This is a genomic window from Streptococcus timonensis, from assembly GCF_900095845.1.
GTDB classification, from domain to species: Bacteria; Bacillota; Bacilli; order Lactobacillales; family Streptococcaceae; genus Streptococcus; species Streptococcus timonensis.
This window is the reverse complement of sequence record NZ_FMIX01000003.1, coordinates 361,703-387,777: the sequence shown is the minus strand read 5'-3', so window position 1 is coordinate 387,777 and position 26,075 is coordinate 361,703. Positions and strand designations below refer to the sequence as shown.

The 26,075-nt window shown below is 37.8% G+C and carries 21 protein-coding genes; 2 read left to right on the top strand and 19 right to left on the bottom strand.

Features of this window, described 5'->3' with window-relative positions; all coding sequences use genetic code 11:
* Positions 1-38: 38 nt before the first annotated feature.
* The 14 genes from BQ2679_RS03005 to BQ2679_RS02940 form a co-directional block, all read right to left on the bottom strand.
* Positions 39-1,214: a polymerase gene (locus tag BQ2679_RS03005; RefSeq protein ID WP_187364746.1), complete on the bottom strand. Its 1,176-nt coding sequence runs from the start codon at positions 1,212-1,214 to the stop codon at positions 39-41.
* A gap of 381 nt (positions 1,215-1,595) precedes the next feature.
* Complete coding sequence (locus tag BQ2679_RS10820) at positions 1,596-2,072, bottom strand: hypothetical protein (RefSeq protein ID WP_159427231.1); 477 nt, start codon at positions 2,070-2,072, stop codon at positions 1,596-1,598.
* 352 nt (positions 2,073-2,424) lie between these two features.
* A complete protein-coding gene (locus BQ2679_RS02995; protein ID WP_075566019.1) occupies positions 2,425-3,399 on the bottom strand; it encodes a glycosyltransferase family 2 protein in 975 nt (324 codons plus the stop codon).
* A 33-nt stretch (positions 3,400-3,432) separates the two neighbouring features.
* On the bottom strand, positions 3,433-4,431 hold the full coding sequence (locus BQ2679_RS02990) for a Stealth CR1 domain-containing protein (protein WP_075566017.1): 999 nt from the start codon (positions 4,429-4,431) through the stop codon (positions 3,433-3,435).
* A gap of 12 nt (positions 4,432-4,443) precedes the next feature.
* A complete protein-coding gene (locus tag BQ2679_RS02985; protein WP_075566015.1) occupies positions 4,444-5,589 on the bottom strand; it encodes a glycosyltransferase family 4 protein in 1,146 nt (381 codons plus the stop codon).
* A 2-nt stretch (positions 5,590-5,591) separates the two neighbouring features.
* A complete protein-coding gene (gene cps2T / locus BQ2679_RS02980) occupies positions 5,592-6,764 on the bottom strand; it encodes a beta 1-4 rhamnosyltransferase Cps2T (RefSeq protein WP_075566013.1) in 1,173 nt (390 codons plus the stop codon).
* A gap of 30 nt (positions 6,765-6,794) precedes the next feature.
* Complete coding sequence (locus BQ2679_RS02975) at positions 6,795-8,165, bottom strand: sugar transferase (RefSeq protein ID WP_075566011.1); 1,371 nt, start codon at positions 8,163-8,165, stop codon at positions 6,795-6,797.
* A 15-nt stretch (positions 8,166-8,180) separates the two neighbouring features.
* On the bottom strand, positions 8,181-8,882 hold the full coding sequence (locus tag BQ2679_RS02970; RefSeq protein ID WP_075566009.1) for a tyrosine-protein kinase: 702 nt from the start codon (positions 8,880-8,882) through the stop codon (positions 8,181-8,183).
* A gap of 10 nt (positions 8,883-8,892) precedes the next feature.
* Entirely contained in the window at positions 8,893-9,585 is a 693-nt protein-coding gene (locus tag BQ2679_RS02965; protein WP_075566007.1) for a CspC family polysaccharide chain length determinant protein, read from the bottom strand.
* An 8-nt stretch (positions 9,586-9,593) separates the two neighbouring features.
* Positions 9,594-10,325 (bottom strand): capsular polysaccharide biosynthesis protein Cps4B, encoded by a 732-nt coding sequence (cps4B, locus tag BQ2679_RS02960; RefSeq protein ID WP_075566004.1) that lies wholly within the window; start codon positions 10,323-10,325, stop codon positions 9,594-9,596.
* A 1-nt stretch (position 10,326) separates the two neighbouring features.
* A complete protein-coding gene (gene cpsA / locus BQ2679_RS02955; RefSeq protein WP_075566001.1) occupies positions 10,327-11,772 on the bottom strand; it encodes an LCP family glycopolymer transferase CpsA in 1,446 nt (481 codons plus the stop codon).
* Between the two features lie 152 nt (positions 11,773-11,924).
* The gene (locus BQ2679_RS02950; protein ID WP_075565999.1) at positions 11,925-13,883 is read right to left on the bottom strand and encodes a peptide ABC transporter substrate-binding protein; all 1,959 of its coding nucleotides are present in this window, start codon (positions 13,881-13,883) and stop codon (positions 11,925-11,927) included.
* Between the two features lie 172 nt (positions 13,884-14,055).
* Positions 14,056-16,023, bottom strand: coding sequence for a peptide ABC transporter substrate-binding protein (locus BQ2679_RS02945; RefSeq protein ID WP_075565997.1), 1,968 nt, complete (start codon positions 16,021-16,023; stop codon positions 14,056-14,058).
* A 164-nt stretch (positions 16,024-16,187) separates the two neighbouring features.
* Positions 16,188-17,798, bottom strand: coding sequence for a glycoside hydrolase family 13 protein (locus BQ2679_RS02940; RefSeq protein ID WP_075565995.1), 1,611 nt, complete (start codon positions 17,796-17,798; stop codon positions 16,188-16,190).
* 150 nt (positions 17,799-17,948) lie between these two features.
* On the opposite strand from BQ2679_RS02940, the gene BQ2679_RS02935 reads away from it, so the two are divergent.
* Together BQ2679_RS02935 and BQ2679_RS02930 are read left to right on the top strand one after the other, a co-directional pair.
* On the top strand, positions 17,949-19,433 hold the full coding sequence (locus BQ2679_RS02935) for a DUF1846 domain-containing protein (RefSeq protein WP_075565993.1): 1,485 nt from the start codon (positions 17,949-17,951) through the stop codon (positions 19,431-19,433).
* A gap of 347 nt (positions 19,434-19,780) precedes the next feature.
* Complete coding sequence (locus BQ2679_RS02930; protein WP_075565991.1) at positions 19,781-21,253, top strand: AcpB/EbpR/MafR family transcriptional regulator; 1,473 nt, start codon at positions 19,781-19,783, stop codon at positions 21,251-21,253.
* A gap of 75 nt (positions 21,254-21,328) precedes the next feature.
* On the opposite strand, the gene BQ2679_RS02925 is transcribed toward BQ2679_RS02930, so the two are convergent.
* From BQ2679_RS02925 to BQ2679_RS02905, 5 genes are all read right to left on the bottom strand, one after another.
* Positions 21,329-21,856, bottom strand: a complete 528-nt coding sequence (locus tag BQ2679_RS02925) for a hypothetical protein (RefSeq protein ID WP_075565989.1) — start codon at positions 21,854-21,856, stop codon at positions 21,329-21,331.
* Between the two features lie 104 nt (positions 21,857-21,960).
* Positions 21,961-23,769, bottom strand: coding sequence for a glutamine--fructose-6-phosphate transaminase (isomerizing) (glmS, locus tag BQ2679_RS02920; RefSeq protein ID WP_075565987.1), 1,809 nt, complete (start codon positions 23,767-23,769; stop codon positions 21,961-21,963).
* Positions 23,770-24,017: 248 nt separating this feature from the next.
* A complete protein-coding gene (locus BQ2679_RS02915) occupies positions 24,018-24,308 on the bottom strand; it encodes a DUF5960 family protein (protein WP_075565986.1) in 291 nt (96 codons plus the stop codon).
* Positions 24,301-24,663, bottom strand: coding sequence for a hypothetical protein (locus BQ2679_RS02910; protein WP_075565982.1), 363 nt, complete (start codon positions 24,661-24,663; stop codon positions 24,301-24,303). The genes BQ2679_RS02915 and BQ2679_RS02910 overlap by 8 nt, the downstream gene beginning before the upstream one ends.
* Positions 24,660-26,075, bottom strand: a complete 1,416-nt coding sequence (locus tag BQ2679_RS02905; protein WP_075565975.1) for a Y-family DNA polymerase — start codon at positions 26,073-26,075, stop codon at positions 24,660-24,662. Before BQ2679_RS02905 ends, BQ2679_RS02910 begins: the two co-directional genes overlap by 4 nt.

Sequence of the window (26,075 nt, the reverse complement as noted above, 5' to 3'; positions counted from 1 at the left end):
GAATTTTGCCTTCCTGTTAAATTATCGTTTAATCTTCTTTATTCAATTTCATTATCTGAATTCATGATAAACAAACGACTGATAAATAAGATCAATGGAGAATATCGAAGAACTAACATTTGAGGGTCAAACATGCCATGGATAATCATGACTCCTAAACAGGCAAGTACGATATCTTCTCGAATGGTTACGAAATATTTCATAACTTTAGTAAGAGTTAACAACATGAAGGCACTGACGATTAAGCCATCAATAACCAACAACTGCACAAACGAGCTATCTATGAAATTATAATTACTAGTAAAATTCCCGAAAATGTCTAAGAGTGTAAATTTAATATGTTGTCCTAACCAAGATACTCCAAAATTGCGGAACCCCTCTACACTTAACCGTAGCCGATTATGTGTAAATTGATCTACAAAATGGAATAAATTCCCAGATGAATATAAACAGAAATATAAGGTAATGATTAAAGCCAAAATAAAACCATATTTTGCGATTGTTTTCATCCAGAAGTGTTCAATAATAAAGCCTTTTTTTATGATTTTCAGACTAAATAACGCATATGTAAGTATTAAAATACTTAAATAAAATGGACTGGTTGTCGAAGTTTGTTGGTACATATAAATCGTAGCCGACAGTAGGACCAGTAATTCCATGTAAGAAATTTTTTTCCCTCGAAACATTAGATAAGTACATAATGCAAAAAATAATCTTTGTGAGGCAAACGAAACATAATTAAACCCTAGACTAAAACGATATCCGCTATCTGCACGCATAATCATATTCGAAATCACGCCCTTGTTGCTAGCAAAAATCGTCAAAACAAGGACTAGAAATGTGGCAAAAGAGAAAGTTCCTAATAACTTTCTGAAATCTATATCTCTAGCTGAAAAAACAAGTAAAAGAACATTTAAATCAAGTAACCCCTCTCGATTTTTTGCAACTATAAACATAGAAATAATGAACAATACTGCTATTAACAGTTGTTCCCAATGAAATCTAAAGTGATACAAGCTTCTTGGAAGATTCACCAACTCTTTTATCAAAATCATAGCAATTGTGAAATAGAGGACGATCCTATACAATGATAAAAAGCCCTCTAATCTAATAAAATAAGTAGTTGTGACTAATGACGTGACAACAACCCATATAAATAAGGTGATTAAATAAATTTTTTCTGATATAGTACGATTGTTTATCACAATAGCCATCCAACCCTTTCAATCATTTAATTAAAAATATTTAAAACTTTACAACTCTCTTTTATCAAATATCAAAGAATTGAACTTACCCATTTGATTAAAATCTGTATTTCTTTAGAAAATCCACCGTACGATGTATTCTATAAATAAGTAAGAATCTAACGAAAAGATTGATAAAAGGAGTGTTTTTTTGTCAAAATAACCATCTCTTTGTTTACACACAATTCTTCAAAATATTGCCGTTTCAAAAGAAGAGGTGTTTTTTGAGCTGAAATATTTTGAATATTACTCATTAGAATACGAGATTTATTTGATCAACAAATTGTCCATCATGAATGCCCCATATTGACATCAGCTAGTCAACTTTCTCTAATTTTTCCAGTTGATATTTCATTCGATTGGGATTATACTGTCCCATAGTAGAAGAGTCCCCGCCCGAAATATAGGCATATTAACAAATTTGTGAGAATGCGATTTTATTGAGACATTCGTATACAGTTCGATTGAAACGAACATCTTCTCCCAATTCATAGGTTTCAAAAACAATTTGATGTGTTTATGATAATAAAAGTATAGAACAATTCCTGTTGCTGCTAAGATGGAGTCAGCATTTAAACGGGCATCACAAAAATAGATAACAAATCCTGCCAAGGCTAATCCTGATAAAATTCTTAGAAAAATATACTTTTTTCTAAAAAGATAAGAAATAACCATATAGAGATAGAAACAATGAGAGGCAAAGTCAGTTGAGTAGATAAATCCAAAAGAGTTTTGGACAACGGCACCCGCTGCTCGAGATTGAACAAACTGTAAGTTTGGAATGACTCCCATCATCGAAAGTAGAATAATCAAAACAACAAAGAACAAGCTGATCCTTACATAAAGTTTTAGAATACTCTCTAACTCCACTTTATTCTAATCAGAAGAAGGTACATTAAGGCATTTAGATTACCCGTCTTATAGTAAATGAGACAACCTGTTATCAATAAAAACGGTGCAAACAAGAAAAACGTAAAAGAATATTGCTTAATATAAAGAAAACGTAACCCTAACAAGACCACTCCGAAAAATGGAACGATATTGGGGATATGAGGCAAGAAAGACGCTAACATTTAAGTCCGAATCATATCAATCGAAATCACCAATGTTAGAACCACTGCCACCAACAGTTTATCGCGTTATATCTTTAACATTTTCTTTTTCTAATCTCTAACCTCTTTTATTTCATTGAGGCTTTTTTTAATTTTTTAAAACGATAATACAGACCTGGAGCCAATGATAACATCACATAGATCGCCTTATTTTTCAAGTTAATCCGCTTATTTTTCAATACTCTTCCTAGATGAGGTCTAATCTTTCTTTGAATACGAAGAATTTCCTCTTTGGAAGAATCTGAGATTAAGATGAAAATGTGGAGACTACCGATGAACAAACGGGCGATGACAGCATCGTCAAGTTCTGTATTGGCAGCATAGTCCTTCTGGACAACTTCTGCCAAATGATCCATAGAATCATAAAAATCATAGTGCTTACTATTGAAGTTTGATAAGGTAATACTGTTTGGTCTACGATAATAATGATAGATACCTAAATCAATCACACAAACTGATTCCACTTCTTTCAAGTAATCACTAATAACATATAAGTCTTCATAGATTTTCCCTTTTGGATAGGGGTGTTTTTCTACGATATCTTTTGGAAAGAGTTTAGCCCAGGCAGAGACCGTAGCAATTGTACCATAAAGCATCTCTACCAAAGTTTCTTCAGAAGAAAGAAGGGTAGCTTTCGCTAGCATTTCTTCATTTATTTGGTAGTTTTGATAAGAATCGTGATCGTAGGTGTCCTTGCCTTTTCCTGCAACAATTCGAGCACCTGTACGTTTTTGGAGTTCCATTAAAAGCTCAAGGGCACAAGGCTCAAAATAGTCATCTGGGTCTAGAAAAACAATCCAGTCCCCTTTAGCTTTAGTCACACCATAGTTTCTAGCATCAGACAATCCACCATTTACTTTATGATAGGCCGATACCCATTCATAGTCACTTGCGTATTGATCGCATAGTTGCCCGGAATTATCAATGGAACCATCGTCAACCAAAATGACTTCAAAATCTTTATAGGTTTGATTGACCAAACTTTCCATAGCATACCGAAGATATTCCTCCACATTATAAATAGGTACAATTACCGAAATCATATTTTCTTTTCTTTCTCTTACTCAATTAGATGTTTAAAGTTCAAATGAACTTTTTTCTGGGAAAAGTTGACCCATAGCTTTGATAAAGTCAGTCATGACCTGCTCTTCATCTTGAACATTAAAACCATCATTGATACACATAATTTTGTATTTCCCAGAATTCAATAGTTCCCAAAAGTCAGAATCTACATTGTCTAGAGAGAACAAGTCACCTAATTTAGGGTCAGCTACCTCATATTTCCCACTAGCAATCTGCCAGTATTTAAAAAGCCAAACATTGGTATCAGCTGGATTTCTAAAGCGACTAGCAGATGTTTTTTCCAAGATAGCAGTTTCTTTCTCCCATACCAATTCCATAGTTGACTTTAAGAGGGGATGAGCCAAATGATTTTCCCAAAAACCGCAAATAAATTTACTATTTCTATAGAGCAAAGTCTTGAGAATATTTTTCCAACCTTGCTTGAAAGATAAAAATTTTCCATTTTTAAGAATCTCGTCCCGACTAAAATAACTGGTTACAATTTCCATATCGTTCACTTGGAAATGCCCTGTTCCGTAACGTTCTGGGACAATAGGCGATAAAGCTGTATTATACTTTGGCAGACCTTCTTCCGAGAAGAAATCCGTTGGTTCAACCGGAGCTGTAAGATAGACATCATCATTAAAAAATACAAAGTGTTCAGAGAGCCCAGTAATGCGATGGATGTTGCTCTCGATAGGATTCGCAGAAAAGACAGGCAGGTAGTCCTTACGAAGGATATCTGAATGATCCACTAAAACCAATTTTTCGCTTGCAATATTTAACCAAGACGGTTTTTGTTGGTCAGTGACGAGGTATACCTTATTGACCCAAGGAGCAAATTTTTCCACCCCTCTAAACCAATACTTGAAAGTTCCCCAATCACGATAGGCTTTCACCGAGTTCATACTGTTTTTAGAAGTATCCACAGACTCGGAATATTTGACTTTCTTAGCTTGCCAAACAGGATCTCCACCGTCTACCCACATAACAACAAAATCTATTTTATTCATAATCTTAATTTTCTATCTTTTATACAAATCTGAGAAATTCTTGATATAACTCTCCAACGAAAATAGCTCTGTTTGACGTTTGATAGAAGCCTCACCAAATTGCGCTCTTTTCTCGGTATTTTCAGCCAACTCTTGAATAGCCTTAGACAGTTCTACAGGTTGATTTGGTGTGACGAGAAGGCCATTTTCACCTTCCTTGACCATTTCACAGACACCGCCATGATGGTAGCCCACGACTGGTTTGCCACAAGCCATGGCTTCTAGGACCACTGTTGGTAGTGGATCTGGATTGGTACTTGGTAAGACAAAGATATCAAACATATTATAAAGCTCTGTCGTCTTGTTATAATAGTCAATTCGTTTGATTTGTCTCGCTACTGGAGAGTCTGAAATGGCTTTTTCCAACTCAACCACACGCCATTCTTCACCCTCAAATGCACTACCTGCTAAAAAGGCAACTGCTTTTGGATTGTCCTTCAAGATTGGAGTCACGGCTTCCAGAAAGTCACCTTGCCCCTTCCAAGCATTAACACGACCAACCATTCCGATTACCAGAGCATCTTGAGCAATTCCAAACTGGTTTCGGACACCGCTAGCATCCATCACCTGATAAACAGCATTGTCAACACCATTATAGATGACTTGAACTTGGTCATCTTTAACACAGCGAGATTGCTTGACATGATTTGCTACAGCATTTGAAACTGTCACAATCTTATCAGCATAGCTCCCCATCAAAAAGTTGATAAAATCAGAAATCGCTTTTGGTTTGACGATAATTTCATGAACATGCCAAATCAACGGAATTTTCAACTTCCGTTTGAGGTGAATTCCCTCAAGAACTGCAGTCGTATTATTGTGAATGAGAGTAATTCCATTTCCCTTAGCATAGTCAGCGATTTGTTTTGAATAGCGGTTATAAGAACTGAAGTACTCAAGAATCCCTCTTGGATTAAAATATTTACGGCGCAAGATTGGATAGTTAATTACTTTAACTTTAGCACCAACCTCTTCTAATGCACTGACTAATACACCATCATTGGGTAAAATAACATGTGCTTCGAATTCTCCTTTATCCAACCCTTTAATAAGCTCTAACAATACTTTGTCAGCACCGTACATTTCAGCACCTGCGTGTAGGTATAAAATTTTCTGCATTTTTATCCTTTAAATACTTTCTCGTAGTTTGTAACAATCTTATCCCATGTAAAGGCTTCTTCGATACGACCACTTGACTTTTGATTGAGAACCTCGATAGCTTGATTATCTAATTGTTCAGCTTGATTAATGACATTTGCCAATTGGTCTTTCTTCCAATAGAGAGCTCCCTCTTCACCCACTTCACGGTTAAAACCAACATCCAATAAGAGGTTAAGTTTAGTGGACTCAAGAGCCTCAAGTAATGACGGATTGGTCCCCCCTACCTCGTGACCATGGAAGTATGCAAAAGCATTCTCACGAATATATTTGAGCAATTCTTGATCATAAACAGTCCCTACAAACTTCACACGAGGATCTTGATCAAACCCTGTATCCGAGCGCAACTGCTCATAAAACTTGTTTTGTTCTACATTTGTAATAAGAATAAAATCTTTTTTAGAATTTGATTGCATAAAACCACGAATCATGGCTTCATAGTTATTTTCTGGTACAAAACGACCTACCACAAGATAGTAGTTGCCTTCCGAAACTTGTTTTTCACCAAACCAAGTCCGTACTTTCTCATCCTCTTTATTCAAGACAGACTTACTTGTATCTGTCCCATAGGCTATATAGGTAGTTTGAGGCTGATACTTAGCATAGTCTTTTTGGATATATGATTCTATATTCTTACTATCACAAATCAAAAGATCGGCTTGTTTAACCATGAGCTGCTCAGAGAACTTCCAATACTTGCGAACTGGAAGGCTCCACTTCGCACGCAACCACTCATGCCCATCCGGATTGACCATAAGGGTGCCACCGATAGCTTCTATTTTCTTTTTAATTCCTGAAATAAAGGGACCTATACGGCAAGCTAGAATGTAAAAAATTGGAGCCTCATCCTTGTTAAACTTGGCTAATTCGATAGCCTTATTGACTGCGGCAATGTCATAGGCGATTGCCCGAGCAGGCCCAATGTTTGGTACATCAATATTAAAACAAACCGCCCCATTGTGCTCAAATTGATCAGCTGTAATCCCTGACTTAGCTGAATTCTCCCGCATGCAAGCAACATAATATTGTATATTGTTGTCTTTTTGATATTCTGTTAATTTTTCAACAAAGGTTTCGAATCCCCCATAATTTGCAGGAATTCCTTTTGAACCAATGATATAAACTGACTGTTTCATTTTTCTCCTAGTAGCGTGGAGTTCATAGAATCACTTAGCTCCATCTCTTACCAACACAACTTTTATCGTCTTTAATAATATCTCGAAGTCTTTCCAAATTGTCCAATCATCGATATAAGCTACATCTAGTTTGACAACATCGTCAAAGTTGGTTATCCCACTTCGACCACTAATTTGCCATAGCCCAGTAATGCCTGGTTTAAAACTCAATCGACGTTTCTGCTCAGGCGTATACTTTTCATATTCATCCACTGTTGGAGGGCGAGTCCCTACTAGGCTCATGTCCCCAATCAGTACATTCCAAAACTGTGGCAATTCGTCAATACTAGTTTTACGTATAAAGCGACCAATTTTTGTAACACGAGGATCATTATCCATTTTAAACATACCACCTTGCATGGTATTTTGATCCATCAATTGCTGCTTGATTTCTTCTGCATCTATCCTCATAGATCGGAATTTATAGAAAGTGAAATAGCGACCATTTTTACCGACTCGGGTTTGAGAAAAGATTGCCGGTCCACCATCTTTTCGAATCATTGGGACAAGGACAATACTTACCAGTCCACAAATGATGAGCCCAACAATTGCCCCTAAAATATCAATAATTCGTTTGGCAACTATGTGGCTTGGTTTATATAAGTTTGTAGAAAAAGTTACTACATTCAATCCAGCCATCTCATGGATCTGTTTATTTCTACCTAAATTCTTATCAAAGGCATTTAAATTAACAGTAACATCAATTCCCATCGTTTCAAATTGTGAAATAATGCTACCAATATCATAATCCTCACTAGGTAGGTTCACAAAGACTTCGTCTACTACCTCATGAGTTGCATAATTAATGAGATTTTTGGGTGAAACAACAGTAACCTTATCATGTTTAAAATCAGGTTTATCTAGTACACTTACAGCTACTAACTTACCCGTGACGTCACTGGCTGTTAAAAGACGCTCTATCACCTTCTCAATGCGAGATGTAGCTGTTATCAAAAGAATCTTTCGGCTCCCTTTTAAATTATGATTAAATTGAACCCAATATTTTTTAATAACAAAACTAAGAATATAATTTAGAATCCCGAATAAAGAAAGGAAATAAATCATTCCCCTTCTAGAAATAACAAATTGGTCTTTCAGGAAAAAACTAGAGAAACTAATTAACAAGGCAAAAAAGATGATGTATTTTACTGTCTCTATCAATTCAACCGACTGACTTCGCTTGAAAAAATCCTTACCATAGCCACTAATGTAGAAGGCAGCAAAGTGAAGAAAGTAAAGGACAAACACAGTTTTTGCAACAATCTCTGTCTCTGTAACAGAAATCAGTATATAAGCTAATACACTAACGAGTATACTCTGCAAAAACGCTAGAGTTACGTTATAGAAACCCCTTCCTTCCATATTTCCTCCCTAAACTTATTTTTTACCGTAGGCACCGTAATTCCCATATCCGCCATATGTACCGTAAGTACCATACTTTTCAAGATGGATATTGAATTTATTCAAAATAACTCCCAAGAACGGTACGCCTGTCTGTTCTAATTGTGTCTTAGCTTTTTGAACTTCTCTACGCTTTGTAACAGAAGCCTCCGTTACTAAAATAGAGGCATCACATTTTTGAGCAATAATCGCAGCATCAATAACTACTCCAATTGGAGCTGTATCTACAATAATGTAATCAAAATACTTGCGAAGTGTTTCTATCATGACTTCAAATTTTTCACTTTGAAGAAGAGCGGTCGGGTTAGGAGAAATAGCTCCAGACTGGATAACAAATAAATTCTCCACATTTGTCTCACATAAACCATGCGACAAATCTTTTGTACCCGACAAGTAGTCTGTCAAACCAGTGATTTTTTCGGTTGACATGAAGACCCCAGACATAACAGAATTTCGAATATCTGCATCAATAAGGAGCGTTTTGTAGCCAGCACGCGCAAAAGCCCAGGCAATGTTGGTTGATGTCGTAGATTTTCCTTCTCCAGGTCTAACTGAAGATACTGCAATAACCTTTAACTTATCTCCACTCAATTGAATATTTGTACGTAGAGCGTTGTAGTATTCTTCTGCTTTTTTTACAAACGCTTGGCGTTTTTCTGATAATTCTAACTTTGCCATGTTTACTCCCTTACTTTAATTTCTCTAGATTTGGAATAACTCCCAAAAGAGAGAGATGCATTACTTCTTCAATATCTTCTGGACGTTTCACTCGATCATCCATTAGTTCAACTAATAGAGCCAATAGAATCACAACACTTGCTCCTGCACCTACACCCAAGATTGTGTTGCGACGAATGTTTGGAGAAGATGGTGATATAGCAGGACGAGCTTCTTCCAAGGTCGTCACATCTGATACTTTCGTAACAGAAATAATTTTTTGAGCAGCTACTTCTCGAAGAGCATTTGCAATACGGCTTGCTTCTTCAGGTTTACTGTCACGTACAGAAATTGACACAATACGTGTATCTGCCGGAACTGTTACTTGAATTTTTCTAGCAAGAGCTTTCGCATCAAAATTTAATCCTTGCTCAGCCACTACTTTTTCTAATACATCCTGAGAAAGGATAATCTCACGGTAGTCTTTTACCAAGTAAGAACCTGCTTGCAAATCTTGGTTAGTCAATCCAGGTTTATCCCCTTGATTTCTATTAACAACGTAGATACGTGTAGTACTTGTATATTCAGGCTTAACAACAAACGAACTATAGGCAAAAGCAATAGCTCCTGTAACAATAGCTGCTAGAGCGATATATAATTTACGCTTCCACAATACTTTTAACATTTGTACTACATCAATTTCGATTCTATCTTTGTCTTTCATTGTAACTCCTATAATATTTGATTTTTAATCACTTTTGCAGGATTGGTTGTAAAAAGCTCATGGGCTTTTTCTTGGCCATACTTTTTGCTAACCAATTCGTAGGCTTCCTTCATATAAGGTTGTCGATCAACTAGGTTATGCATGTCACTTGCCACGATATGAACTAGATCTCTATCTAAAAAATAGCGAGCTCGTTTTTTCATAAACTTATAGGTATCGCCAAATAGTTTTGGCTTTAGAATACTCGAACTATTAATTTGCGTGTAACATCCCATATTGATAAGCTCTCTCACTCTTTTTTCATCATTTTCCAAGGCGTGGTAGCGTTCGATATGAGCAATCACAGGCGTTATTCCTAACATGAGAACCTTAGACAAGGCGCTGTGAATCTCACGATAAGGTGTATTCATACTAAATTCAATCAAGGCATAACGTGTATCATTGAGTTTAGGGATGATGTGATTTTCTAATTTATCTAGGATGTCGCTAGTAAAATAGATTTCAGCACCGTATAAGATTGTTAGGTCAGGAGCTATCTCCTTAGACAGTTCCTGAACGATTTTAAAATTAGCAGCAATCTTATCTTCTGGCGTCTCAAACATTCCCTTTCGTCGATGAGAAGTTGAAACAATAGTCCGAACCCCTTGTGCATATGCCTCTTCAAGCAATGCTCGACTATCTTCTATAGTTTTAGGCCCATCATCGACATCAAAAACTATGTGTGAATGGATGTCAATCATTTTATTTCCCTTCCATGATATCTTTAATAGCTGTCTTGCTTGCTTCCAAACTATTCTGATCCACTTCTAACATATACAAGGCACTATCTGGCATTGCATATGAAGGAAGATCCATACGACCAGTTCCCTTTAAATCTTGAGTTGTAACAGTATATTTGCCGCCATTTGCTAGTTGAGAATTGACTAGCCCAACCATAGTTTCTGGTGGCATATTGGTTTGAACCGAAGACTGTAGACCTTGGATAATGGCATCATAATTTTTCAAGGCTTCTGCAGAGGTCAATTTTTGAATAATAGCAGCAATCACTTTTTGATGATTACGACCACGATCGCCATCACCATTTGCTAATGAATAACGTTCTCTAACAAAACCTAAAGCTTGCTCAGAGTCTAGATGCACATTTCCAACTGGGAAATGATAATTGCCATGACGTGACGTGAATTCTTGGTCGTTGTATACATCTACACCTCCCAGAAGGTCTATCAATTTCAAGAAAGAAGTAAAATTGAGACGAGCATAATAATTCAATTCAATGTCATAGAGATTTTCCAAGGTATGAATAGAAGCATCCACCCCATAAATCCCCGCATGTGTCAGTTTATCTTTTTGATTATTCCCACCATCAGCAATCGACACATAGGCATCTCGAGGCGTTGTCGTCAATAGAATTTTCTTAGTATCCTGATTGACGGTCATAATGATATTGACATCTGAACGTGATACGGAACTTATTGGACCATAGGTATCAATCCCGCTAATATAGACATTAAAGGTATTATTTGTTGCCACTTTAGGAGCTTCAACTGTCTTTGTTAGATCCTTGGTATAAATCTTTTTAATTTTTTTAGCATAATTTGGATCTTCTTGTTCAATCAGATTTTCAAATGCACCATTTAAGACAATTGCTTTTGTTTGGCCAGCAAGCAAGCTCTTATATGCCGCTTGATAAGAACTAACCTCCTCAATAGTCAGTTCTTTACTATGACTTGCTTTGATATCATCTATAAGTTTATGAATATTCTCACCATCAGTCGCCATAGGAGCCGCAAGGCTTGTCAATTGAGAAATGTCATCTATCTCACTATCTGCTAAAACAGCTATACTCATCGAATAACTTGAATAATTAGACGAAGCATTAAATTGATTTGCTAAGCTGACAAACTGTTGGACTCCAACTAAAGCAGCTAAACTTAAAGCAATTGAAATGATGAGACTTATCATGGTGAAAATCTTAGCTTTTTTCTTAATGATTAAAGTTAAAAACACCAATGCAATCAACACAATAACAGCTGTCAGAATAATATTCAAGTTACTGACAGCCAGAATATGATAACGATATACTAAAAACAATAAAAAACAAGCAAGAACTACATAGATTACAAAGAAACCAATGTTGAAGCTCTGCTGAACTTTACCAGATTTACTTAATTTTGAACGTTTACTCACGTTTCACCTCTAAATAACTTTTTAACTTCATTATATCATAAACTAGTCCTCAAGGCTATTAACATATAACTTGATAACGTTTAAATTTATAATAAATATTTTATCGCCTTATCACAAATAAAAGAGCTTCTCCAAGAGAAACTCTTTTATATTTATTTGACGTGATTTTCAAGCTCTTTTTGATTCTTTTCGACTGATTTTTTGCGTTCTTGTTCCCATTTGGCTTTAGCTTCGTCAAATTGTGCAATGGTAACCACATCTTTCTGCAGTCTCATGTATTTGTAGTTGCTTCCAGTTCCTTTGATTCCAACAAGTGAGTAGGCTCGTGTAAATGGCGTCACGCGGGTCACTGAAGCTACGCCACCATCTGAATTCACAGGAATAAGAAGTGAACTGTCAATCAACCAAGCTTGTGCATCTGCATAATTTTCATAACGTTTTGCTACATCTGAGCTTTCTGCATCTGCCGCTTTCAATTTCTGAGTATATTGATCCATTCCAAGACTTGTAATCTTGTCAGCATCCTTACTTGGATCAAGTCCCAAAATCTTAAGATAGAAACCATCTTCTGCGTTGAAAGGATTGAGGTAAGTCGATGGATCTTGGTAGTCTGGTGACCATCCATCCAAGTTCAAATCATAGTCATGATCAGCTGGCGTCGGTGCTTGGAAAGTCGCATTGGCATAGTCTTCAGTTGAAACTAAAACTACATCAATCACTACATTTTCCTCTCCAAGAGTAGATTCCACAGATTGTTTAAGTGAATAAAGCTTAGGAAGCAAGCTTTTGTTGACCTGATCCACTGGCAAATCTAAATGAATCGGGAAAGTTACACCTTGAGCCTCAAGTTCTTTTTTAGCTTCTGCAAATTGAGCTTGTGCTTTTTCTTTGTTGAAGTAACCATCTTGGGCATCTTCAAGATTCATATTAGTCCATTCTGTGCCGTAATTCACCAACTTAGAGGAAACTGTCTCACCGAAAGTTTTATCTCCTACTTGTACAAAAGTAGGTGGCACAAGTGTGTTACGAAGAGTATTTTTAGCAGCCTCTTCCCCATTAGACTGAGCTGAGTAAGCTGTACGATCAAGGGCGAAGTTAATAGCTTGACGGAAATTTTTATTTAAAATCGCAGTTTTTGTAGCTTGTTTCTGCTCATCGCTTGTCTTAGCTGTATGGTTATAGGCTTGACGATTTACGTTAAAGTTATAGTACCAAGAAGTCGCACCTTGTAAGCTATAGACGATATTGTCCTTGTATTTTTCTTTGGTCTTGGCGAAATTTGAACTATTTGGGTAGACACCTGCAGACGAGTAGGCTCCACTCTCAAAGTTACGAATCGTCATATCTTGGTCAGAACCATCAACATAAGCCAACTTAACTCTTTCAATCGTCACTTTTTCTTGATCATAGTAATGAGGGTTTTTCGTATACTCAAGTGATGATTTAGATGTAAATTCTTTTAACAAATAAGGACCACTGTAGAGGATACTGTCTGGTTTTAATTCTCCAAATTCTTTGTCTTTAGAAGTCAAGAATTCTTCATTAACCGGGAACAAGATGCTATTAGTTGTCTTAGAATTCCAGAAACTCTCTGGACGTGTCAAGGTGTATTGGACAGTATAGTCGTCTACGGCTTTGACACCAACATTTGAAAAGTCTGAGTTTGCCCCTGTCACATAATCATCCAAACCTTTGATTGAGTTTTGAATCAAATCTAGCGCTTGACTCTTATTATCAGCAGCGTATTTGATACCAGTCACAAAATCCTGAGCTTTGATAGGCGCATATTCCTCCCCATCAGCAGTGAACCACTTAGCATCTTGGCGAAGTTTATAAGTATAGGTCAGACCATCCTTTGAGACACTCCAATCCTCTGCAAGAGCAGGAACCAGATTCCCATAGCTGTCATTTTCCAAAAGACCATCTACTAAGTTGGTGATGACATTGGTATTGTCACCAGAATAATCCAAAAGATAGTTAAAAGTAGTTGGATCAGCACCAAATGTCGATGAGTAGGTCTTATCGTCCGATGCAGACTGACCACAAGCTGCCAGCAATACAGTAGTAGCAAGAGTTAAACCCGCTCCCAATAAGCGTTTTTTAAGTCTCATGATTCATCTTCTCCTTTTATGTTAGATTTTATAACATGTAGTCATTTTATCAAATTTTGGCTAAAAAGTAAAGTTATATAATTTTTTGACATTACGAGCAGTTATTCTTATATAAAAACAAAGAACTCCTAATTGTATTAGGAATTCTTTGTCAAGATATATTTTATGAAGGCTATTTAATGTGGTTCGCTAACTCTTTTTGGTATTTAGCATTTGTTTCGATTTTCTCTTTTTGCCATTTCTTGAAGGCTTCTTCGTATTCTTTAGTGGTTACAATATCATTTTGCAATTCCAAACCTTTGAATACAAATGGATCACCCTTAATTCCGACTTGAGAGTAGGCTTTTGTAAATGGCACTGTACGACTCACAGTCGGAGAACCACCTGAAGAAGCAACAGGAATGAGGAGTGAGCTATCAGATACCCAAGCTTGTGCTTTAGCATATTTTTCATAGCGTTTGTTAAGGTCGGTTATTTCTGATGCCGCATCATCCAAAAGTTTCTTGTACTCATCAAGTCCAACTTGAGCCATGACTTCTGGATCTTTACCTTTTGTGATACCCAAGTGTTTAAGGGCAGAACCCTTCTTAGCATCCAAGATATTTAGATAGGTAGCTGGATCTTGATAGTCTGGTCCCCAACCAGTTCCGTTCAAGTCATAGTCTTTTTGAGAAGGAACCTTAGCTTGAGAAGTAATACTCATTTTCTCATTATCTGTCATTTGAAGCACATCGATGACAACATTTTCAGTTCCAAGCGCTGCTTCGACAGATTGTTTGAGGGAGTTGGTTTGTTGAACAGCAATGACATCTGTCTGTTCAACTGGAATATCCAAATGGATTGGGAAGGTTACGCCCTTGGCTTGCAATTCTGATTTTGCTTTTTCAAAGGCAGCTTTTGCTTTTGTTGGATTGTAAAGGGTATCTTTACCATCTGTCAAAGCTACATCTTTCCACTGATCTCCGTATGTTACCAATTGTTCTTGAGCCAATTCACCGAAGGTCTTTTCACCGACCTGAACATAGTCATAAGGTACAAGGCTGGTACGGATAATCTTGTCCGCTCCTTCTTCACCATTCATCTGAGCAGAGTAAGAATGACGGTCAAGAGCAAAGTTGATTGCCTGGCGGAAGTTTTTGTTGAGAAGCGCTTCTTTTGTAGAAGTCTTTTGTGCTTCATCTGTCTTTGCTGTTTTATTGTAAGACTGACGATTCACGTTGAAAGTAAAGTAATAGCTGGTCGCTTCTTGCGGACTATAGACAATCTTATCCCCGTATTCTTGCTTAGTTGAATCAAAGTTTGAACTTGTTGGGAAGAGACGAGCTGTTGTATAGGCTCCTGATGAGAAACTACGAATCAATGATTCTTGGTCAGATCCATCGTAGAAAGTAAGTTTGATGTGGTCAATCTTAACATTATCTTTATCCCAATAATTTGGATTTTTTTCGTACTCGATCACTGATTTTGAAGTAAAGTTCTTCAAAATATATGGTCCATTATAGAGAATCCCTGAAGGTGCTGCTGCACCATAATCTTTACCTTGAGAGTTTAAGAATTCCTCATTAACTGGAAGCATAGTCGCCGTTGTCACCTTGGAATTCCAGAAGCTTTCTGGTTGGTTCAAGGTGTATTGAACAGTGTAGTCGTCAATTGCTTTAACTCCAACTGTTGAAAAGTCATTGCTTTCACCACTGACGTATTCTGCCAAACCTTTGATAGAATCTTGGATCAGAGTTAAGCCATCTGACTTACCATCAGCAGCATGTTTCAAACCAGTCACAAAGTCTTGAGCCTTGACCTCGGCGTACTCCTCACCTTCAGAAGTATACCATTTGACACCTTTACGTAGTTTGTAAGTATAGGTCAAACCGTCTTGTGAAACCGACCAGTCTTCAGCAAGAGATGGAATCAAGTTTCCGTATTTGTCATTTTCCAAAAGTCCATCGACCAAGTTAGCAATGACGTCCGATGTTGAACTTTTACTAGTAACGCTATAGTCCAATGTTGATGGATCGATGGCATATACGTATGAAAATGTTGTAGGAGCATCTGCTTTTTTCTCTGTCTTTCCACAAGCCGCCAAAAGAAGAGCTGCACTCATCGTTATCCCTGCTACTGCGAGCAACTTTTTCGATTTCATTGGTATTCTCCTTTAAATAGTTATTTTCACCATTATACCCTATTTTTTTATAAAAGCAAGGGTTTTCATGCAATTTTTTAGAAAATTCAAACAAATCTTCTTTGTGCTCATTCCCTTTGATACAAAAAAATCTCAAGTACCTATAGATACTTGAGATTATCTATTTAATCAATCAATTCGACACAGAATGCATCCCAAGGAGCTAGTGTTAGTTGTTCGAGTTTATCTCGAACATCGGTATTAGCGATTAAGACTGACTTAAGGACTGCATCCAAGTGAAACTCTTGCTCTTGACTTGAAAGGTTAGCTACTACTAGGAAACAACGTTCCCCGTCCTTGCGAATATAGGCAAAGACTTTCTCAGCAGTTTCTAATAATTCAAAGTCAGCTTGAACTAGCCAGCTATTTTCTTTGCGAATCTGAACTAATTTTTGATAAGTATAGAAGATGGAATCTGGATTTGCTAAAGCCTCTTCTACATTAATCTTCGCATAGTTTGGATTGACTCCTAACCATGGTTTCGCGCTTGAAAATCCAGCATAATCTGTCGTGTCCCACTGCATTGGGGTACGCGCATTATCGCGTCCAATCACACGAATGCTATCCATAATTTGCTCTAGCGGTACACCTTGTTCTAGCGCTTCTTTAGCGTAATTGATAGATTCAATGTCTTCTACTTGATCCAGTGTTTCAAAAGGATAGTTGGTCATCCCAATCTCCTCACCTTGGTAGATATAAGGAGTCCCTCTCATAAGATGAAGTAGGATTGCAAAGGCTTTGGCAGATTTCTCACGGTATTCTTGGTCATTTCCCCAGATAGAGACGATTCGTGGAAGGTCATGGTTATTCCAGAAAAGGGAATTCCAGCCATCCTCAACTCCTAATTCTGTCTGCCACTTGTTGAAAATTTCTTTTAATTTCCCTACATTTAGCTCTTTTTGGTAGTGCCACTTAGGTTGTCCTTCCTGATACTGAAGACAGATATGTTCAAACTGGAAGACCATAGACAACTCTTGACCTTCTGGATTCGAATATTTCTTGGCCTCTTCTGGATTTGCTCCCCAAGTCTCCCCTACTGTCAAAAGGTCTTTGCCGCCGAAAGTAGCCTGATTCATTTCCTTAAGGTAGGGATGAAGCATGGGACCATTGTTGACAACCTTCTGGTCAGGTACCTTCCCAATCATGTCAATAACATCCATACGGAATCCACCAATCCCTTTATCAATCCAGAAATTCATCATCTCATAGATTTTATGGCGGAGCTCTTCGTTTTCCCAGTTGAGGTCTGGTTGTTTCTTACTGAAAAAGTGTAGATAGTATTGACAAGATTTTTCATCATATTCCCAGGCAGAACCACTAAAAGTAGAGGTTAAATCATTGGGTTCATCACGCCAGATATAGTAGTCTCGCTCAGGACTATCAGGATTTTCACAAGCTTCGATAAACCAAGCATGCTCGTCTGAGGTATGGTTGACCACCAAATCCATGATGATTCGGATATCTCGTTTTTTGGCTTCAGCAATCAGCTCATCCATGTCTTCCATAGTGCCAAATATAGCAGCAATATCTTGATAATTTGAAATATCGTAACCATTATCATCCATAGGACTATCATAGACAGGTGAAAGCCAGATAGCTGTGATTCCAAGCTTAGCAAGATAGTCTAGCTTACTGGTAATCCCTTTTAAATCTCCGATTCCATCCCCATTACTGTCCTTGAAACTTTTTGGATAGACTTGATAAACGACTGCATTATGCCACCATTTTTCTTGCATATTTCTACCTCTTTTTATAATATTCTATACTCCATAATAGACTTTTTTCTCATTTCATGCAAACGTTTACCCAATCTTTTTTCTTATTTCGTCACTCCTCGGTTTCTTATCTTCTCTTTTTTTTATATAATAGAGTTCAGAGGTAAAAAAATGAAAAAACAAGCTTTTAGTTCTGAACAATATTTAAACTTACAACGTGACCATATTTTGGAGCGTATCAATCAATTTGATGGGAAGCTCTATCTAGAGTTTGGTGGTAAGATGTTGGAAGATTTCCACGCTGCCCGCGTCCTCCCTGGTTATGAACCAGATAATAAAATCAAACTCTTACAAGAATTAAAGGAGCAAGTAGAGGTTGTTATTGCTATCAATGCTAGCAATATTGAACACTCAAAGGCTCGTGGAGATTTAGGAATTTCTTATGACCAAGAGGTCTTTCGTTTGATTGATAAATTCAATGAACTTGGTATCTTTGTAGGTTCGGTGGTTATCACTCAATATGCAGGCCAACCCGCAGCAGATGCCTTCCGTAATCAATTAGAGAAGCATGGTATTGATTCCTATCTACACTATCCAATCAAGGGATATCCAACAGATATGGATCATATCATTTCTCCTGAGGGAATGGGGAAAAATGACTATATCAAAACTAGCCGCAATTTAATCGTTGTGACTGCTCCTGGACCTGGTTCAGGGAAGTTAGCTACTTGTATGTCTAACATGTATCATGACCAACTTAATGGCATCAAGTCTGGTTATGCTAAGTTTGAAACCTTCCCCGTATGGAACCTTCCTCTCCATCATCCAGTTAACTTGGCTTATGAGGCTGCTACTGCAGACCTTGACGATGTCAATATGATTGATCCATTCCATCTCCAAACTTACGGAGAAACTACCGTCAACTACAATCGTGATATCGAAATTTTCCCTGTTCTCAAGCGTATGCTCGAACGTATCTTGGGTAAATCTCCTTATGCATCTCCAACTGACATGGGTGTAAATATGGTTGGTTTTGCAATCACTGATAACGACGCTGCAATTGAAGCATCAAAACAAGAGATTATCCGTCGATACTACCAGACAGTCCTTGACTTCAAGGCTGAAAAGGTCGGAGAAACTGCAGTTAAGAAGATTCAACTTCTTATGAATGACCTGGGAATTACACCAGCTGATCGTACAGTTGCCGTTGTTGCTCGCCAAAAGGCAGAGGAAACAGGTGGTTCAGCTCTGGCACTTGAACTACCATCAGGAGAGATTGTTACAGGTAAAAACTCCGAACTCTTTGGCCCAACCGCTGCTGTCTTGATTAATGCTATCAAGAAATTAGCCAATATCGATAAGGAAACTAAATTGATTGAACCAGAAGTGGTCAAACCAATTCAAGGCTTAAAAATCAACCACTTAGGCAGTCGAAATCCTCGTCTGCATTCAAATGAAATTCTTATCGCTCTTGCCATTACAGCTATGGAAAACCCAGATGCAGATCGCGCCATGAAAGAATTAGGAAATCTCAAAGGAAGCGAAGCTCACTCCACCATTATCTTGACAGATGAAGATAAAAACGTCCTTCGCAAACTAGGAATCAACGTAACCTTTGACCCCTACTATCAATATGATCGCTTGTATCGAAAATAAGCTTTAAATATCATACTTATATGCAATTACCCCCCAAGAGGCTTCTTCTCTATAACTTCTTGAGGGGTTATTTCTTATTCAAGGGATAGAAATCATTCTCTATGTTTTTTACAAACATGTATTATCAAAAACTGAAAAAGAAAGCGGATTATTTTATCTATTCTCTTTATTATTTAGAGATTTTCCGTCTTATAAAGACTTTATTTTTATAAATCGGTATTTATTTTGACAATTTTTACAAAATTTATATTAAATTTCATTGTTTTTTAATATTCTAGTGATATAATTGTAAGAAATTGCAATTTCTTTATAAGTAGATATTAATTTATCGCAGGAGTTTATTATTCATGAGAGAATTACTCACTCAAAAAGAACAAAGACAATTAAAGATTTTAGAGTATTTGTTTGAAAATTCAGATTGGATCTATCTTGATGATTTATCTAAAATCATTGGCAATAATCCCAGAATTATTAAAAGTGACATTAAGGAATTACGGGATATACTTCCTGATTTTAGCATCAAACACTCAACCGCTGGAATTATGATGGTAAATGTACAAAATATTGGTATTGAGAAAATCTACCAATATTTTTTGCAGACCTCTGATTTTTTTAAAGTCTTAAAAGCTTTCTTCCTATTAGATGCTCCGTTCACTTATGAACATCTTGCTGAATCTTTAGATGTATCTCTTCCCGCACTTCGGAAAAAAGTTGCTGAAATTAACAAGATCCTTAATGGAAATTACAATTTCAAGTTAAAAGTTACACCAATTTCTATCATTGGAGATGAAAAGGATATTCGCTTCTTCTTCTCCCAATACTTTCATGAAGCTTATGGTTTTTTAGACTGGCCTTTTTCCCATGTCCAAGAAGAAGATGTGGAAAATTTTGTTTCTTTCTTTCTTAAGTTGGCAAAATTCCCTGCAAAATATCAAAATCTATACCAAATTAAAACTCAAGCAGCTATTAACATTCATCGAATTAATACAGGAAACTACGTTCAGTTATCCACTGAATGCTCTTGCAAGTTCCCTCTCTATGATCAGTTACCTAAGTTTGAGCACCAGTTACAAGCTTTCTCACAAAAGATAGGAGTTGAATTAACACCTGAAAATCTTGACCAGATTTTTAGTCCTTTTGCTGAGCTTTCTCTTTTCTTCACAATCGATGACTTTTTGGCAGCTCGTCCCCTCTGCGAACAAGTGGACCATTCCTACCACGCCGCTCGGGATATACTAGATAATCTCACCCGCAAATTTGGAGTTCAATTCTCAAATACAGATGCGCTTATCTGGAATTTGCATAACACTGCTCTTTTAGAACGCAAAGAAATCAATTCCGAATCGATTATCAGCCGTAATAAATCTTATACCCTGAGCAAAATTAAAAAGATTTTCCCTAAATTCTACGAAGCAACAGTGATAGAAATGATGAGATATAAGACCAGCATTGGTCAGAAGGAAAAATCTCGAAACGTTGTACACCTAGTATACACTTTCTTCACTCACGCTGAAGGCATTATCGACCAGTTATTTGAGGCAAAAAAGAAGGTTAGGGTTTTAGTTTTAAGTGAATACGACTTCGCTCACCCTCACTTCCTGATTTCTCTTTACCAGTTCCATACTTCTAATAACATTCAATATGAAACTTGGGACAAGCCTTCCTTAAATCTCAACGAAATAAAAGAGATGAACTATGATGCCATCATCACTAATTTTGATCTCAAGGGCTTAGTCCACCCAAATATTATGAATATCAGCAGAATGTCTATTTTGCAAGTTGTAAATGAACTAAATAAAATCTCAATCCAAGATTTATAGTTATAAAAACCTCCTAGAAAAATCTAGGAGGTTTTTGAAATCTATGTATTTCTATAAAATCACGCAGTAGTCACATTATTCAAAATCAAGTGTTTGATTCTTAACCACAAGCTTGGTATGAGCTGTTATATATTGTCGGTCAAGGGTTTTCGTAATTTCCCCTTCCTCATTTATAACATGCCAAGCTCCATCTTTATGAACAACCATAGCAACTTCTTGTTTGTTTTTATCTTCATTCCTAACTGCTAGGGCATAGGCATTATCGACCCCTTCTAGCAGGAGTTCTTTTTTGCTACTGATTGTTACTAGATAGTAGGCACCGTCTCGAACACCAATATTGTATTGTTGATTCACAAATATGGTTTTGTCATAGCTAGGTCCTGGTTCAGAAGTTTCTGATCCATTTCTAAGGATATCCGTATAAAAACCTTTTTGTTTTTCTGATTCTGCCTGTTCTTGAGATTTGATAAATTTCTGAACTGCAGCAATCTTTTCACTCTCTTGTTTCTTTGAAGCTCTCATTTGATGAATGATGACAGTTCGAATCAAAAACGAACTTGCAAACAAGAGTCCTAAGATAGATGAAATTTTCCCTTTTTTCATTTCCGCTCCAATCTCCTTATACTTCACTGCTAACTACTTTTCTATAGTATAACAAGATTTTTATAGATTGACAAGAAAAGTTGGAATTTAGTAAGAGGATTTCCTTATTCTACCGTTACAGACTTAGCAAGATTACGTGGTTTATCCACGTCGAGTCCACGGTGAAGGGTTGCAAAGTAAGCGACTAGTTGCGTTGGTACCACCATTGAGATTGGCGAGAGGTAAGGGTGGACCGTTGTAAGGACGATATCGTCTGTATCTTTAGCAACATTTTCTTCTGCAATGGTAAGGACCTTAGCGCCACGGGCAGCTACTTCTTGGATATTTCCACGAGTGTGGTTGGCAAGGACTGGGTCTGACAAGAGAGCTAAAACTGGTGTTCCATCTTCAATCAAGGCAATGGTTCCGTGTTTGAGTTCTCCTGCCGCAAAACCTTCACATTGAATGTAAGAAATCTCTTTGAGTTTGAGACTGGCTTCCATGGCTACATAGTAATCTTGACCACGTCCGATGTAAAAGGCATTGCGTGTTGTTTCAAGAAGTTCACGAACCTTACTATCAATTAATTCTTTTTCTGAAAGGGTTGATTCGATAGACTGAGCTACGATTGACAATTCGTGAACCAGATCAAAAGCTTTGGCATTTTCATTGCCATTTGCTTCACCAACCGCTTTTGCAAGGAAGGCAAGAGCAGCGATTTGCGCTGTATAAGCCTTAGTTGATGCTACGGCAATTTCAGGACCTGCATGAAGAAGCATAGTATGGTTGGCTTCACGAGAAAGAGTGGATCCTGGAACATTTGTCACTGTCAAGCTTGGGATTCCCATTTCATTAGCCCTAACCAAAACCTGACGGCTATCCGCTGTTTCACCAGACTGACTGATAAAGATGAAGAGTGGTTTCTTGCTGAGAAGTGGCATACCGTAACCCCACTCAGATGAAATACCGAGTTCAACTGGCGTATCTGTCAATTCTTCCAACATCTTCTTAGAAGCAAATCCTGCGTGGTAAGAAGTTCCAGCTGCAAGGATGTAGATACGGTCTGCCTCTTGAACAGCCTTGATGATAGCTGGGTCTACGACTACTTGACCAGCCTCATCAGTATAGGCTTGGATCAACTTACGCATCACCGTTGGTTGCTCATCGATTTCCTTGAGCATGTAGTAAGGGTAAGTTCCCTTACCGATATCAGACAAATCAAGTTCAGCAGTGTAGCTAGCATGCTCACGACGATTGCCATCATAGTCTTGAACTTCAACGCTATCAGCTTTCACGATTACCAACTCTTGGTCATGGATTTCCATGTATTGGTTAGTCTCACGAATCATGGCCATGGCGTCTGAGCAGACCATGTTATAGCCTTCTCCAAGACCAATCAAGAGTGGTGATTTGTTCTTGGCTACATAGATGACATCTGGATTTTCAGAGTCGATCAAGGCAAAGGCATAAGAACCACGGATGATATGAAGGGCTTTTTTGAAGGCTTCAAGAACTGATAAACCGTCTTCTTCGGCAAATTTCCCAATCAAATGTACGGCGATTTCTGTATCCGTTTGTCCTTTGAAATGGTGACCTGCAAGGTATTCTTCCTTGATTTCAAGATAGTTTTCAATCACCCCATTATGGACCAAGACAAAACGTCCTGTCTCAGAGCGATGTGGGTGAGCGTTATCTTCTGTTGGTTTTCCGTGAGTCGCCCAACGAGTATGTCCAATACCAGTTGTCCCCTCATCGCCAGCTGTCTTAGCAGACAATTCTGCAATACGACCAACTGCTTTTACCAAATGGCTTTCAGCACCACCTAGAACAAAAATTCCAGCCGAATCATAACCACGGTATTCGAGTTTTTCAAGTCCTTGAATTAAAATATCAGTTGCATTTGTGTTTCCAACAACACCAACAATTCCACACATAGTATATACGACACAGACAAACTGTGCTTTCTCCTTAAAATTGGTATAGTCTAATTCCCGATTTGTAGAATCAGCAAAAACATTATATACTTGTTTATTTAACTTGTCAAGAATAAAAATTGGTATAACTTAATTACTATTAAAAAGCAAACAAAAAACCATTCAAGAAATAGCTCTTGAATGGCTGGAAATTATAGTTGTTTGCAGTGTTATTATTGCAACAAATATATCTAAGATAAGAATTTTTACTAATGATTTCGCCCCAGCCCAAGATAGGTATAGGTTCGAGTACGTGGACAGTCTTTTTCCATCCTCACTCTAAAATAAAACCGATGTTCCCTTCCGTCCTTGGCATTTTCCTTGTTTAAGACAAAGTAGTCCTTTTGGTTGATAGCCATGGTTCGTAGAATATCATCAATCAAGAAAGTCAAGGGTACATTCATGGCAGAGTATTTTTGGAAATCTTCTTCAAAGCGGATGTAATCATCTGAGAAGTAATCCATCTGCAATCTGTTTTCATATAACTCTTTTCTAGTCATCAACTTCCTCCTGACAAAGTTGGATGGCGAGAATATCATCTAGCCTGATTAATCGATAGCCTTCATCCGTTCTAACCGAGATTTCTTGAGGAGATAATTCTCTTACTTCGCCCAATATCGTGCTTTTATGATTTTTCTCCTTGACCATAAAAGAGCCTTTTAGTCGTCCAACGTAGAGCTGGGGAAGTAGCAACAACTTCTCGACTGAATTCAAATCTGTCGATAAATCCACACGATTTTTTTCTGCACTGAGTGAACTCGTATGCTCCGATAGAAAAAAACCCATCCACTTCTGCATGCCTGGATCTTGATAATCCCTCGTGGATTGAAAGGGCAAATATGAACGATCAATCATTTCAATCCATCTAATCCTCCAGCAGAGTGCCCTCCGATCAGCTTACTTCTTGCAATACTTCTCGATGCATCCTCTAAGGCAGTCGCCTTCAAAAGGGAAGTAAAGCCGAATTGTTCTCGAATGGAATCAATGGCTGTCTGGAGCCTTTCTTCTTTTTCTACTTTATCAACATCATCAAAAAGGGAAATCAAACCAAAGGATTCATCCACAAACCCTGAATAACTAACGGCAACACTTCTAACGGCTCCAGAAGTATATTTGCTATGGAATAATTTCAGTACATAACTGACTAAAAGACCGGTATTGTTGGTCGGCTCCACCTTCATCTGGGTATGGATGGAGCGTTTTTTTTCCTGCTTAGAAAAACCAAGATGAATAGACACAACTGTCGTCTTCTTTCTGGCCCGTCGAAGCCTGATAGCCACCTGCTCAGCCATCTCTCGAAGGATAATTTCGATGTCTCGCTGCTTGACATAATCTCTCGGTAAAATTTGCGAATTGCCCAAGCCGTGAGATTTGGCTTTATAGGGTTTATGAACATTACTCTCGTCTATTCCATTGGCATGAAACCACAAGCGAAGTCCAGCTTGACCAAGTTCTTTCTTCAGGACATCAGGATTGCTATTGGCTAATTCCTTAATCGAATAGATTTCCAAGCTATTCAAGCGCTTCTCCATCCGATGCCCAATCCCCCAAAAGTCGGTCATCTTTGGAATGGACCAGACCTTATTTTCCACGTCCTGGTAAGACCAATTGGCTCGCATAGTCGGTGTGTGCTTGGCTTCATTATCCAAGGCCAACTTAGCAAGCAGGGGATTGGCATTCGACATACCGACCGTCGAGTAAATCCCTGTCTGTCGCCAAATATCCCTCTGAATACGAGCCGAAAGCATGTCCAGCTTATCTTTACGAGAAATCTGCTGGTCCGGGACAAAATAATTGAGCGAACTGGTTAGATCAATAAAGCCTTCATCAATAGAGTAAGGATAAATATCATCTGGACTGCCATAGTTCTGAAAGATTCCTTGGATTTCCATATTAACTGCGATATACTTATCCATCCGAGGAGGGACAATCACGGTCACCCGAGCCCAGTCTTCGATAAATCTCACATAGGCTGGATCTGTCCGTAAGCCTTGTTTTTTGGCATTATAGTAGGAAAATTTACGCGTCTTGATATCAAAGGGGAGGTCATAGGCACGGCCAACATTTGCTTTTCCAAAGACCTTTTTAAACATAGGTGAGGAGGCAAGAATAAGCCCAACTGAATTATCCGCCCGACTCATGACACAAAGGGAGGTTTTGAGAGGATGGAGTCCTCTTTCTACACACTCAACGCTAGCATAAAAGGACTTCATATCGACAAAGGCAATATCACTTTTGGGCTCTCTGGAATAATCAAAGTAGCCCAT